This is a genomic window from Streptomyces sp. NPDC008139 (genome assembly GCF_042957025.1).
GTDB lineage: Bacteria > Actinomycetota > Actinomycetes > Streptomycetales > Streptomycetaceae > Actinacidiphila.
Genome location: NZ_JBIBHM010000004.1, coordinates 104,233 through 117,169, shown reverse-complemented (window position 1 = coordinate 117,169; position 12,937 = coordinate 104,233). Strand labels below are relative to the sequence as shown.

Annotated in this window: 12 protein-coding genes and 1 pseudogene; 7 read left to right on the top strand and 6 right to left on the bottom strand. The window is 75.3% G+C overall.

From position 1 onward, the window contains the following. Nucleotides 1-80: 80 nt before the first annotated feature. Both ACFZBB_RS09485 and ACFZBB_RS09480 read left to right on the top strand, forming a co-directional pair. On the top strand, nt 81-1,004 hold the full coding sequence (locus tag ACFZBB_RS09485; RefSeq protein ID WP_391120124.1) for an LD-carboxypeptidase: 924 nt from the start codon (nt 81-83) through the stop codon (nt 1,002-1,004). Between the two features lie 84 nt (nt 1,005-1,088). Beyond that, nucleotides 1,089-2,147: an NAD-dependent epimerase/dehydratase family protein gene (locus ACFZBB_RS09480; protein ID WP_391119550.1), complete on the top strand. Its 1,059-nt coding sequence runs from the start codon at nt 1,089-1,091 to the stop codon at nt 2,145-2,147. A 301-nt stretch (nt 2,148-2,448) separates the two neighbouring features. On the opposite strand, the gene ACFZBB_RS09475 is transcribed toward ACFZBB_RS09480, so the two are convergent. Continuing rightward, nucleotides 2,449-3,567: a HAMP domain-containing sensor histidine kinase gene (locus tag ACFZBB_RS09475; protein ID WP_355339181.1), complete on the bottom strand. Its 1,119-nt coding sequence runs from the start codon at nt 3,565-3,567 to the stop codon at nt 2,449-2,451. Continuing rightward, a complete protein-coding gene (locus tag ACFZBB_RS09470; protein WP_391119548.1) occupies nt 3,560-4,357 on the bottom strand; it encodes a response regulator in 798 nt (265 codons plus the stop codon). Before ACFZBB_RS09470 ends, ACFZBB_RS09475 begins: the two co-directional genes overlap by 8 nt. 277 nt (nt 4,358-4,634) lie before the next feature. Between ACFZBB_RS09470 and ACFZBB_RS09465 the strand changes: the two are divergent. The 3 genes and pseudogenes from ACFZBB_RS09465 to ACFZBB_RS09455 form a co-directional block, all read left to right on the top strand. Continuing rightward, nucleotides 4,635-5,276, top strand: a pseudogene (locus ACFZBB_RS09465) (glycosyltransferase family 2 protein); the annotation flags it as partial. A 251-nt stretch (nt 5,277-5,527) separates the two neighbouring features. Beyond that, nucleotides 5,528-6,223 (top strand): DUF2064 domain-containing protein, encoded by a 696-nt coding sequence (locus ACFZBB_RS09460; protein ID WP_391119546.1) that lies wholly within the window; start codon nt 5,528-5,530, stop codon nt 6,221-6,223. Next, entirely contained in the window at nt 6,220-6,894 is a 675-nt protein-coding gene (locus ACFZBB_RS09455; RefSeq protein WP_391119544.1) for a methyltransferase, read from the top strand. The genes ACFZBB_RS09460 and ACFZBB_RS09455 overlap by 4 nt, the downstream gene beginning before the upstream one ends. A 57-nt stretch (nt 6,895-6,951) precedes the next feature. On the opposite strand, the gene ACFZBB_RS09450 is transcribed toward ACFZBB_RS09455, so the two are convergent. The 3 genes from ACFZBB_RS09450 to ACFZBB_RS09440 all read right to left on the bottom strand — a co-directional run bounded on the left by ACFZBB_RS09450 (nt 6,952) and on the right by ACFZBB_RS09440 (nt 9,134). Beyond that, nucleotides 6,952-7,389, bottom strand: coding sequence for a hypothetical protein (locus tag ACFZBB_RS09450; protein ID WP_391119542.1), 438 nt, complete (start codon nt 7,387-7,389; stop codon nt 6,952-6,954). A 66-nt stretch (nt 7,390-7,455) separates the two neighbouring features. Beyond that, entirely contained in the window at nt 7,456-7,980 is a 525-nt protein-coding gene (locus tag ACFZBB_RS09445; RefSeq protein WP_391119540.1) for a hypothetical protein, read from the bottom strand. Further along, nucleotides 7,977-9,134, bottom strand: coding sequence for a molybdopterin-dependent oxidoreductase (locus tag ACFZBB_RS09440; RefSeq protein ID WP_391119538.1), 1,158 nt, complete (start codon nt 9,132-9,134; stop codon nt 7,977-7,979). Before ACFZBB_RS09440 ends, ACFZBB_RS09445 begins: the two co-directional genes overlap by 4 nt. Nucleotides 9,135-9,323: 189 nt before the next feature. On the opposite strand from ACFZBB_RS09440, the gene ACFZBB_RS09435 reads away from it, so the two are divergent. Further along, on the top strand, nt 9,324-10,799 hold the full coding sequence (locus tag ACFZBB_RS09435; RefSeq protein ID WP_391119536.1) for a glycosyltransferase 87 family protein: 1,476 nt from the start codon (nt 9,324-9,326) through the stop codon (nt 10,797-10,799). A 171-nt stretch (nt 10,800-10,970) separates the two neighbouring features. Continuing rightward, on the top strand, nt 10,971-12,221 hold the full coding sequence (locus tag ACFZBB_RS09430; protein ID WP_355339205.1) for a M14 family zinc carboxypeptidase: 1,251 nt from the start codon (nt 10,971-10,973) through the stop codon (nt 12,219-12,221). Here ACFZBB_RS09430 and ACFZBB_RS09425 read toward each other — a convergent pair. Further along, a complete protein-coding gene (locus ACFZBB_RS09425) occupies nt 12,190-12,765 on the bottom strand; it encodes a GNAT family N-acetyltransferase (protein ID WP_391119533.1) in 576 nt (191 codons plus the stop codon). The two genes, ACFZBB_RS09430 and ACFZBB_RS09425, sit on opposite strands and share 32 nt — an antisense overlap. Nucleotides 12,766-12,937: the final 172 nt, after the last annotated feature.

Genomic DNA, 12,937 nt, shown 5'->3' with positions numbered 1-12,937 from the left:
CCGCTTCCGCCGCCGACGCCTTCGCCGGACGGGGCTCCGGGGGCGGACCGCGGCAGGCGGCCGATCCGGTCCGCGTGCCGGTGCCCGCGCTGATCCGCCCCCGGCGGCTGGTGCCCGGCGACCGGATCGGCGTCGTGGCGCCCAGCGGCCCCGTACCGCGCGAACGCCTCGACGCGGGCCTCGACATCCTGCGGAGCTGGGGCCTCGACCCCGTTGTGGCACCGCACGTCCTGGACGACCACCCCTCCGGTTACCTCGCGGGCACCGACCGGGACCGCGCCGACGACCTCCAACAGGCGTGGTGCGACCAGTCGTTGGCGGCCGTGCTGTGCGCCCGCGGCGGCTACGGCGCGCAGCGCATGGTCGACCTGCTCGACTGGGACGCCATGGGCGCGGCCACGCCCAAGGCGTTCATCGGCTACAGCGACATCACCGCGCTCCACGAGGCGTTCGCGACCCGGCTCGGCCTGGCCACGCTCCACGGCCCGATGGCGGCGACCGAGACCTTCCTCAAGGACGGCCCCACCCAGGACCACCTGCGGCGCACCCTCTTCACGCCCGACGAGACCCTGACGCCGACCTCCCCGACCGCGCGCACCCTCGTACCGGGCCGCGCGGCCGGGGTCACCCTCGGCGGCTGCGTCAGTCTGCTCGCCTCCGACCTCGGCACCCCGTACTCCCGCCCGTCCGCCGCGGGCGGCATCCTCGTCCTGGAGGACATCGGCGAGGAGCCGTACCGACTCGACCGCATCCTCACCCAACTCCTGCGCTCCGGCTGGCTCGACGGCGTCGCCGGAATCGTCCTCGGCTCCTGGCAGGACTGCGGCCCCTACCCCGCCGTCCGGTCCCTGATGACCGACCTCCTCGGCGGCCTCGGCGTACCGATCGTCGAGGAATTCGGCTTCGGCCACTGCGAGTCCACGCTGACCGTGCCGCTCGGGGTGCCCGCGGTGCTGGACGCGGACGCGGCGACGCTCACGTACGAGGTGCCCGCGCTGGTGTGAGGCGGCACGGGGAGTTCTTACGGAGCGCTGACGCCCCGGCCGGGCCCGGCCCATCGGCCCGGCCGGGACCGTACGGTCGGGCCCATGCTGGTACTTGTCACGGGAGGCGCGGGCTTCATCGGCTCGCACGTCGTCACCGCGCTGCGCACCGCCGGACACCGGGTACGGGTCCTCGACGCGCTGCTGCCCGCCGCCCACCGGGCCCCGCCGCCGCCCGTGCCCGACGGCGTCGAATGGCGACACGGCGACGTCCGCGACCGGGCCGCCGTCGAGGAGGCCCTGCGCGGGGCCGACGCGGTCTGCCACCAGGCCGCCATGGTCGGTCTCGGCAAGGACTTCGCCGACGCCCCCGACTACGTGAGCTGCAACGACCTCGGCACCGCCGTGCTGCTCGCCGCCATGGCCGACGCGGGCGTACGGTCGCTCGTCCTCGCCGGGTCGATGGTCGTCTACGGCGAAGGGCGTTACGAGTGCGCGCGGCACGGCGTCGTACGGCCGGGGCCGCGGCGGGTCGCCGACCTCGACGCGGGCCGCTTCGAGCCGCCGTGCCCCCGCTGCGGCGAACCGCTCGCGCCCGGTCTCGTCGACGAGGACGCGCCCGCCGACCCCCGCAATGTCTACGCCGCCACCAAGCTCGCCCAGGAACACCTCGCCGCCGCCTGGGCCCGCGCCGCCGACGGCCGGGCCGTCTCCCTGCGTTACCACAACGTCTACGGGCCCGGCATGCCCCGCGACACCCCCTACGCCGGTGTCGCCGCCCTCTTCCGCTCCGCCCTCGCCCGCGGCGAGGCCCCCGCCGTCTTCGAAGACGGCCGCCAGCGCCGGGACTTCATCCACGTCGCCGATGTGGCCGCCGCCAATGTCGCCGCCCTCACCCGGCTCGGCGAGCTGCCGCCCGGCGGCCTGCGCCCCTACAACATCGCCACCGGCACGCCGCGGACCGTCGGCGAGATGGCCACCGTGCTGTCCGCCGTCACCGGGGGGCCCGCGCCCCGCGTCACCGGGGCGTACCGGCTCGGCGACGTCCGCCACGTCACGGCCTCCGCGGCCCGCGCCCACCACGAACTCGCCTGGTCCCCCCGCATCCCCTTCACCCAGGGCGTCACCGATTTCGCCCACGCCCCCCAACGCCCTTCGACCTAGCCGGCCAGGACCCCCCGTCCCGCAGGTGGGTGCGCCCCCGGGCGCGCGGCCCCCAGCACGTTCCCCCTGCGCAGGGCCAGGACCTCACGGTCGAGGACGTGGTGCGCTGGCTTCGCGCCGGGCCTGGTCTTTCAGGGGCGCGGGGAACTGCGCGGCCCGCCTCCACCGGCCGGTGGTCAGGGGACAACCGATCTGCCCCGCCGGGGCGGGTGGTGACCTGCGGGAGCGTCGTGGCTGAGCGCGCAGTTCCCACCGCCGCTACGGGGCGCAGGTCCCCGGCAGAGTGAGGTCGTTGGGGGCGTTAGAGGGGGGCGGCGGGGAGGACGACGTCGAAGCGGCAGCCGCCGGGGACGTTGTGCACGGCGGCACGCCCATGGTGGGCCTCGACGATGCCACGGACGATGGCGAGCCCGAGCCCCGCCCCCGCCGGAGGCGTCCGAGCCCCGGTCCCGCGCCACCCGGTGTCGAAGACGCGGGGAAGGTCGTCGGCGGGGATGCCGCCGCAGCCGTCGGTGACGGAGAGCACGACGGAGCCGGAAGCGGCGTCGCGCCGAGCGGAAACGGCGACGGTGCCGTCCGCGGGGGTGCGGTGGATGGCGTTGGCCAGGAGGTTGGCCAGGACCCGCGTCATCTCACGGCCGTCGACCTCCACCGGCACCGGCTCGACCCCGTCGCCGACCAGCCGTACACCGTGCTCGCGCGCCAGCGGATTGGCGCCCGCTATGGCGTCGCCGACGAGGTCGTACATCGACATGCGGGTGGGGGAGAGGGCGAGAACACCCGCCTGGATGCGGGAGAGTTCGAAGAGGTCGCCGACCATGCCGCTGAGCCGGTCGACCTCGGCGCGTATCTGCTTGTGGTAGCGGGCCGGGTCCTCCGCTATGCCGTCCTCCAGCGCCTCCGTCATCGCCCGCAGCCCGGCGAGCGGCGTCCGCAGGTCGTGCGAGATCCACGCGACCAGCTCGCGGCGCGACGCCTCAAGGGCGCGCTCGCGCTGGCGCGAGTCGGCGAGCTTGGCGCTGGTGACAGCCAACTCGCGGCCGAGTTCGGCGAGTTCGGCCGTGGGAGCGTGCGCGGGAGCGGCAAAGGCGTCGCCGTCGCCGAAGGCCCGCGTGGCGGCGGCCAGCGCGCGGCTGCCCGCCACGACCCGCCGCCCCAACAGCAGCGTGACGCCCAGCGACACCACGGCCGCCATCCCGCACACCGTCGTGACCACACCCAGGTCGTGCTGCGACAGGAACATCGCCCACGCCACCGACAGCGTCCCCGCGAGCATCGCCGCCACCGTCACGACGGCGACCACGGCGAGCGACAACGCCACCGACCGGTGCCGCAGCAGCCGCAGCGCGACCGCTCCGAGCACCCCGGCCGCCCCCGCCCCGGCCGCCGCGTAGGCGGCGATGAGCACCACGTCACGCATCGTGCCCCCCGCCCGAAGCCGGGGCCGCGCCCATGTCCCCGTCGCTCACCGGGTCGTCCGCGGGGTCGGACGGGTCGAAGCGGTAGCCGACGCCCCACACGGTGGTGATCAGACGGGGCCGGGCGGGGTCGGCCTCGATCTTCTCGCGGAGGCGGCGGACGTGGACGGTCACGGTGGAGAGGTCGCCGAATTCCCAGCCCCAGACGCGGCGCATGAGTTCCTCGCGGCCGAGGACGCGGCCCGGGTGGTGGAGGAAGAAGGCGAGGAGGTCGAATTCGCGGATGGTGAGGGGGAGTTCGGCGCCGTGGCGGGTGGCGCGGCGGGCGGCCGGGTCGAGGGCGAGGGAGCCGGAACGCAGCCACGCGCCGGGGGCGGAGGCGGGGTCGGGCGGGCTCCCCGCGCGGCGCAGGACGGACTCGACGCGGAGCACCAGCTCGCGAGGGCTGAACGGCTTGGTCACGTAGTCGTCCGCGCCGACTTCGAGCCCGAGGATGCGGTCGTCCTCGTCGCCACGGGCGGTGAGCATGACGACCGGCACGGGTCCGTTCTCGCGGATACGGCGGCAGACCTCGAGGCCGTCCATGCCGGGCAGCATGAGGTCGAGGACGACCAGATCGGGCCGGAGAGCGGCGGCGCGGGCGACGGCGGAGGGGCCGTCGGCGACGCGCTCGACGGCGAAGCCCGCCCGGTCGAGGTAGCCCGCGACGACCTCGGCGACGGTCGGGTCGTCGTCCACGACGAGGACCCGGCGGCGCGGGGCCGGGGCGGCGGGCACAGTGGCGCTGGTCATGCTGTCGAGTCTGACACCCGCCACGGACAGTGACGCCGGGCCGGAGGGCGGGGAGCGGTGCCGTCCGTGTTTCGTAAGGATCGCGGGTCCGTTATGTCCCTTGCGTCTCCGTAGGGTGATCCGTGTGACCAAGCCATCGCCCACCGTGGCCGGCGTCCCCGGTATCACCGGTGACGTCCGGTCCGGCGTCCCGACCGACCTCCGCCCGGACGTCCGCCCCGATGTCCGTTCCGGCTCCCGCCCCGGCCCCCGTCCCCCCGCTGTCGCGGACGTCGTCCTGCCGTGCCTCGACGAGGCCGCCGTCCTGCCCTGGGTGCTGGACCGCGTCCCGCCCGGCTGGCGCGCGATCGTCGTGGACAACGGCTCCACGGACGGCTCCGCCCGGATCGCCGCGGAACACGGCGCGTACGTCGTGCACGCGCCCGTACGCGGCTTCGGCGCCGCCTGCCACGCCGGACTGCTCGCCGCGACCGCCGACATCGTCTGCTTCTGCGACTGCGACGGCTCCCTCGACCCGGCGCTGCTGCCGACCGTGGCGGGGCCGGTGCTGGACGGCGCCGCCGACCTGGTGCTCGGCCGCCGCCGCCCCACCACCTTCCGCGCCTGGCCGCCGCACGCCCGGCTGGCCAACCTCCAACTCGCCCGGCTGCTGCGCCGCCGCACCGGTCTGCGCCTGCACGACCTCGGCCCGATGCGGGCCGCCCGCCGCGAGGACCTGCTCGCGCTCGCCCTCACCGACCGCCGCTCCGGCTACCCGCTCCAGATGGTGGTCCGCGCCGCCGATGCGGACTGGCGGATCCGCGAGACCCCCGTCCCGTACGCGCCGCGCACCGGCCGCTCCAAGGTCACCGGCACCTGGCGCGGCACCTGGTACGCGGTCCGCGACATGACGGCGGTGCTGAACGAGAGAGCCGGTCGCGAGAAGATCGGCGACGAGAGAGCCGGTGGCGAGAAGGCCGGCGACGAGAGAGCCGGTGGCGAGAAGGCCGGTGACGAGAGAGCCGGTGGCGAGAAGGCCGGTGGCGAGAAGATCGGCGACGAGAGAGCCGGTGGCGAGAAGGCCGGTGACGAGAGAGCCGGTGGCGAGAAGGCCGGTCACGCGACGGTCGGCAGCGAGTCGGCCGGTCACGCCACCGCAGGTAACGACCCGGCGGTTACGGCGGGTGCTCGATGAAGGCTGCGACGACGCTGCTGGTGATCGCCAAGGCGCCGGTGGCCGGGCGCGTCAAGACCCGTCTGACGCCGTACTGCACGGCCGCCGAGGCCGCCGTCCTGGCCGAGGCGGCGCTCCGGGACACGCTGGCCGTGGGTCTCGAACTCCCCGTTAGCCGACGGGTGTTGGTCCTGGACGGCGCTCCGGGACAGTGGCTGCCGGACGGCTACGAGGTCGCACCGCAGACCGGCGGCGGCCTGGACGAACGACTGGCCGGGGCCTTCGCCCTGTGCAAGGGACCCGCGCTGCTGGTCGGCATGGACACCCCTCAACTCACCGCCGCCCTGCTGGAGTCGGTGCTGCGGCCGGACGCGTGGGACACCCACGACGCCCTCTTCGGACCCGCCGCCGACGGCGGCTTCTGGGCACTCGGCCTCGCCGAGCCCGCCCGCCCCGACCTCCTCCTCGGCGTCCCCATGTCCACCCCGCACACCGGCACCGTCCAGCGTGCCCGCCTCACCTCCGCCGGACTCCGCGTCCACGACCTCCCCTGGCTGCGGGACGTGGACACCCCGTCCGACGCCGCCGACGTCGCCGCCCTGGCACCGGCCACGCACTTCGCCGCGGCCTGGCGCCGCCTCGCCACCATGAGCCGTCCCGCCGCCGCCACGTCGCCCGCCGCTCCGGCCCCGGCCGCCGGTGCCGCCCGGTGACCACCTCCGTACCCGTCGCGCGGCCCGCCACCGCGACCACCTGGGGCGGCGATCCGTACGCGCGCGCCCTGGTCAGCGGGCGCGGGCCCCTGTTCCTGCGGCGGGAGGACGGGTGGCTGCTGCCGCTCGAGGTCGAGCGCTGGTGCGCGCCGCCGGACGCCGCCGACCGTACGATGCTGCGCCGTTGCCGTGGACCGGTGCTGGACATCGGCTGCGGTCCGGGACGGCTGGTGGCCGCCGTCGCCGGGTACGGGGTGCCGGTCCTCGGGCTCGACGTGAGCCCCGCCGCCGTGGCCCGCACCAAGGGCGCGGGCGGCGCGGTCCTGTGCCGCTCGGTCTTCGACCGCCTTCCCGCGGAGGGTCGTTGGGGCACCGCGCTGCTCGCCGACGGCAACATCGGCATCGGCGGCGACCCGCACACACTCCTCGCGCGCGTCCGTGAACTCCTCGCCCCCGGCGGCCGGTTGCTCGCCGAGGCCGCGCCGCACGAGGTGGACGAGCGGGTGACCGTACGCGTCGAGGACGCCCACGGACGGCAGGGCCGCGACTTCCCGTGGGCCCGCCTCGGCCCCCTCGCGTTGCGCGCCGCCGCGCGCGCCACCGGCTGGTCGGTGGCGGAGGAGTGGTCGACGTCGGGCCGCCGCTTCGCCGCTCTGGTCAGCGTGCGGTAGCCGCGCATCCGCGTCCGGCGGCACCGGCAGCCGTGTCCCCGCGCGGGGCCGGGAGCGTCAACCCGGCGTCAGTGCGGCCTCCATGACCCGGTAGCGGCCGGACGGGATGTCGTTGTCCATACGGATCCGCAGCGTGCCGGGCTCACCCGCGTCGACCGCGATGCGCCAGATCCACCCCTCGGCGTACTCGCCCTCGACGTCGATGCCGTGCGGGCCGGGCGTGCCGTGCATCACCAGCGGGGCGGGCTGCTGGTGCCAGGAGTCCGCCCACAGCGCGGTGAGCCGGGTGTTCTCTTCGGTCGCGCCGACGGTGAGCATGCCGTCCTGCGGTCCGTCGTCCGGGTGCTGCCAGGTGTAGGTGACGCAGGCCAGGTGACCGGCGGCGCCGAGGACGACCCGGGCGCCGGCGGGGGCCTCGTGGAAGGGGTCGGTGGGCATGAGCCGGAAGCCGGACCGTCCGTGCCAGGCGCCGGGGACATCGGGGAATACCGTCATGCCCCCATCCTGGACTCCCCGTGGCCGGGCCGCTCGAAGGCGCGGTCCCAGGGCCGGAGCACAAGGTCACCGGCGGCGCCCGCGCGCCGTGCGTCCCGCCGCGGCGGCCCCCGCCGTCCCGGCCGCTCTCAGCCGTAGACCCGCACCGCGTACTCTCCGCCCCAGCTCGCGCCGCCGCGCCCATCCCCGGCGGCCGACCGCCCCGCACAGGGCGAGGGCCAGGACCGTACCCACCGCGATCGCGAGGCCGCGCGGATAGTCCAGGGGGAGGACGGACGGGTTGGCGGTCGGGCGGGGGCGCAGGAGCACGGGCAGGGCGATCAGGACGAGGCTGCCCGCGAGGACGAAGGGCCACCGCGGACGGAGGCCGGGGCGGGTGGCGGCCAGGGCGCCGAGCGCGAGGACGGCGGGGACCAGGACACCGTCGTGGAGCACGACGGCGCCCACGAGCCACTCCACAACCGCGGGCCAGCCATAGATGTGAGGGTCCGTCAGGAGCAGCGTCGCGCCGAAGGCCATAGCGGCGAGGCCGACGGCGCCGACGCCGTACCGCAGGAGGGTCTTCGGGCGTACGGCGGTGGGGCGTCTCATGTCAGCACCTCAAGACGGGTGACCCATTTGGTCTGGAGGACGCCCGGCCGGTTGGGGGCGATGATCCGGGCGGGGAAGCCGTGGTCGGGGGAGAGGACGTCGCCGTTCAGGGACAGTGCCAACAGGGTCAGCGGGTCACGGGCGTAGAGGTCGCCCATCTCCATCACGGCGTAGGCGCCGTGCTGTTGGAGCGAGACGACGCGGACCCGTGCGTGGTGCGGGGCGCCCGCGCGGTCGAGGAGGTCGCGGATCCGGATGCCCGACCAGTGCGCGTTCTTGCTCCAGCCCTCGACGCAGGCGATCGGCAGCACGACGGAACGCTGTGGCAGCGCGCGGAGTTGAGGCAGCGTCAGTTCGTACGGGCGCGGGCCGCGTACGGTCAGACGCCAGTCGGCCAGGCGCGCCGCCGTGATGCCCGCGGCGGCGGCCGTACGGTTCACCGGCAGGTGCTGCGGGCCGTGGTCGGGGTGGCGCGGGGCCAGCAGGTCGAGGTCCTTGAGCGGTGTGAGGCTCTGCCCGACGGTCGTGACCGTCACGGCGCCGACCGCCGCGCCCACCGTGGCCAGGAAGGCCCGCCGCTCCGGGCCGTCGGCGGCGGGCAGCCGCAGCGTGCCCGGTGAGCGGCGCCACCAGTGGGCCGTGATCTCCGGCGCCTTCACCGCGATGTGCAGCGCCAGCGCGCCCACCACGACCCACGCCAGCGCCCAGTGGGCCGGGCGGAAATTCCACGGCCAGGGGTACCACTGCACGGTGTTGAGCAGGCCGGTGACCAGTTGCAGCAGCGTCGCCGCGACCAGGACCAGGATCGACAGCCGCTCGAGGCCGTGCAGCACGGAACGCAGCGGCGGCCAGGCGAACAGCCGCGGATAGACCGTCCACAGCTTCGCCAGCACCAGCGGGATCGCGGCGATGCCGGTCGCCACATGCGTGCCCTGGGTCAGCCGGTAGCCCCAACTCGGGCGGCTGGGGAGGTGGTTCACCGCCCAATTCGGCGGCTGCTGCAAATAATGGCTGACCAGCCCGGTCACGAAACAGACGACCAGCGCCGCTCCCAGCACCCGCCCCAGCGACACCGCCGTACGCGCGTCGTGCAGCCGCCCCCTGAACGCGCCCTCCCGCAGCGGCCCCACCCGCGCCCACGCCGGAAACAGCACCTCCGCGGGCCGAGCGAGAGGCTTCGGGGCCTGCGGGGCGGGCCGTTCGGGAGGCGGAGGAGGTGTATCGGTCATGAGGCCATCTCACCCCCGCCGAGGCCCCCGCAGGAGCGCGCGACTCCTTACGGAACGCGTACGTCGCAGCGGTGCGACTCCCGCTCGCCACGACCGGATGCGAGCGTGTGACCTGTGGGAATCCGTACCTCGCTCCTCGCCGCCCCCCGCCGGGCCGCCGCCGGCACCACCCGCCCAAGCGGCGCCGACACCGCACCCCCGAGCCGCGACCGACCGGCGACCGCCCTCGTCGCCCTGCTCCTCACCGCCCTCGTCGCCGTCGTTGCGGCGACCCTCGCCGTCGGCGGCACCGAAGGCCGTCCGGACCGCCTGCCGTACTGGTACGCCGCCGCGTGGGCCCTCTTCGCGGCAGCCCTCCTCGCGCTCCGCAAGGTGCCGCGCCGCGCCGCGACCGTCCTCGTCGCCGCCGGAGGCGTCGCGCTCGCCCTGACCGGCCTGGCCACGGCGCCCCGCACCAGCAACGACATGTACCGCTACGCGTGGGACGGCGCGGTGCAGGCTTCGGGTGTCTCGCCGTACGCGTACCCGCCGAACGCGCCGGAGCTCGAACGGCTGCGGGAGCCATGGCTCTTCCCCCGCCAGGTGGACGGCCGCTGCGCGGACTGGACGCAGATCCCTACCACCGCCGGTGACTGCACGCGGATCAACCGGCCGTCCGTGCACACCATTTACCCGCCCGTCGCCGAGGGCTGGTTCCTCGCCGTGCACGCGCTGTCGCCGCCGGGCACCCGGTACAAGCCGATGCAGGCCGGCGGCGCGCTGCTGGCCGCGGCGACCACGGGCGCGCTGCTCCTGGCGCTGCGGCGGCGCGGCGCCGACCCGCGCCGCGCCGCCCTGTGGGCGTGGTGCCCGATCGTGCCCGTGGCGGCCGTCAACGACGCGCACATCGACACCCTCGGCGTGCTCCTGACCGTCCTCGCGCTCGGCGCGACCGCGCGGCCCGTGCGCCGCGGCGCGCTGCTGGGCGCCGCCGTCGCCGTGAAGCTGCTGCCCGGCCTCGCCGTGCCCGGCGCGCTCGCCCGCCGCACCCCGCGCGAGGCGCTCCGCGTCCTGTTCCCCGCCGTCGCCGTAATCGTTCTCGCCTATCTGCCGTACGTCGTCGCGTCCGGCGGCGGGGTGCTCGGCTACCTGCCCGGCTACCTCCAGGAGGAGGGATACGAGCCGGGCAGCGTACGCCGCTTCGCCCTGCTGCGGCTGGTGCTTCCGGACGGTGCGGCGGGCCCGGCCGCGATCGCGGCCGTCCTCGCGGTGGTGGTGTACGTACTGCGGCGTGGCGACCGGAACCGGCCGTGGAGCGGCGCCCTGCTCGTGACCGGCACCGCGCTGCTGCTGACCTCACCCTCCTACTACTGGTACGCGCTGTCGGTCGTCGCCCTCGTCGCGCTCGACGGCCGCTGGGAGTGGCTGGCCCTGCCGCTGGCCGGACTCGCCCTCTACACCGGGAACGCGATGGGCGCCGGTGCCCATGGAAATGTGCTCCAGGCAACCGCGTACGGAGCCGCCGCACTGATCGTCGTCGCGGGCGCCGTTGTGCGCCGGAACACCTGCGGTAGCACCGTTGACACCCTGCCGTCGCCGTGTCGTACTTAGTGCTTGCCCGGCCGTTCAGCATTGGCCCCTTCGGCACCCGCGATACGCGCACGTTCTGTGCCGCCGTCACCGAAGCCGCCCGACGGCCGCGGTGGACGGGGTCATGGGGGCTGTACCCGACGTCGTCACGCAGTCGCAGCCAGTACGCGCTTCGGCTTCTGGGGGAATGCGGTGGCGAGAGAGCACTATCCGACGACGGCCGAAGTCATCCAGGGCGCACGGCTGTTGACATTGCGATATCCGAGACTGTGCCGTCTGCGGGCTGTCGGCCGGTCGCGGGCCGGGCGGCCCCTGCTCATGCTGACAGTGGATCAGGCGGAGGGCGGGAGCGAGCGGAACGCGCTCGTGGTGGCGGGACCGCACGCCAACGAGGCGGCGGTCGGCGGTGCCACGGTGCTCCGGCTCGCGTACCAGCTCGCCGCCGAGCGCGAGGGCGGCCACGGCGACGGCACCGCCTGGCACTTCCTGCTCTGCATCGACCCGGACGGCGCGGTGCTCAACGAGCCCTGGCTGTGCGGGCCTTACACCTTGCGCGGCCACTACGAGCACTTCTTCCGGCCGTGCGCGGCGGAACAGCCCGAATGGCTGCCGCCGCCGGGAGCCCCGGACGCGTCGCTCCCCGAGACCCGCGCGCTGCTCGGCGTACTGGACGCGCTGCGCCCGGTGTTGCAGTGCTCGCTGCACGGCATCGATGTCGGCGGCAGCTTCGTGCAGCTCACCAGCGACATCCCCGGCGTGCCCGCGCGGATCGGCAAGTCGGCCGCCGAGCTGGACATCCCGCTGGAGAGCGGGTCCTCCGACGCCTTCCAGTGGCCGAGCCCCGGACCCGGCGTCTACGTGATGCCGCCGGACGGCGACCCCGCGACCGTCGGCGACGGCGCCAACTCCACCTGGGCCCACGCCCGCCGCTACGACGGTGTCACCGCCGTCGTCGAAGTGCCCATGTGGGCCTGCGACCGTACCGCCGACATCTCCCCGCACCCAGCGCCCGACCACGCGCTGCGCGTCGCGGGCGCGGCACTGCGCCGCGACCTGCCCCGGGTCGCCCGGGTCCTGGACAACCTCGACCCGCGCCTGGTCGGCGCGGACTCCCCGATGCTGCGCACCGTCAAGGAACTCGTCGGCATCGGCCCGCGGCTGTCCGCCGACTGGGACCCCGCCGTACGCCCGCCCGGCGCGCTCCCGCTGCCGCCGATGACCACCGCGCGCGTCACCAGCATCGAGGTCTACGCGCAGCGCGTCCCGCTGCGCGCCGCCGCGATGCTCCGCCGGGTCGCCGACGTTCCCCGCGTCACGCGCCTGGTGGACGAGTGGTGCGCGGCGTACGAGAGCGCCTACCGCCCGCGCTGGGTGCCGATCGCCGACCAGGTCGAGCAGCAGGCGCGCAGCGTCATCGCGGTGTACGAAGAGCTGCGTACATGACCACGTCCTTCAACTCCCCGCCGACGCGCGCCCAGTCGCGCAGCAGCCCCTCGCGCTGGTAACCGGCGCTCTCCGCGGTGCGCAGCGAACCGGTGTTCCACGGCTCGGCGTACAAGTCGAGCCGGGCGATGCCCAGTTCGTGCAGGCCCCACTCGGTGATCGCCTTCAGTGCCGAACCGGCGGCGCCCGCGCGGCGCGCCGAGGCGAGCACCCAGTAGCCGACCGTGGCGCGGTCCGCGCTGAGGATGTCGAGCCCCACGTTGCCGACCGCGCACCCGTCGGACGCCCGCGCGATCACCATCGGGTAGCGGCCCGCCGCCGGCCGTCCCCACTGCCGCTCGACGAAGGCGATCCCCTCGGCGTCGCTGTAGACCGGCGGCACGGTCGTGATCAGCGGAATCAGCGGGTCCGTCGACGCCTCGCGCACCGTGTGCAGGTCGGCCATCGACCACGGGCGCAACGTGTAGTCGCCCGCCCCGAGCACCGGCGGTTCCCTGAGGTCGGTGAGGACGTCCCTGCGGTCCGAGCGGTGGCTGTGGTCCATGCGTCCGATGCTGCCAGCAGGGGGCGCGGCGGGCGAGTCCACGACGGACGTACGGGGCACGGGCACGCGGCCGTGCCGCGCCACCGGTCCCTGCCCGTGTCCCCGTGCCGCGCCACCCGTCCCTGCCCCCGTGCCCCGCCACCCGTCCCTGTCCCCGCGCGCCCCCTCCCCG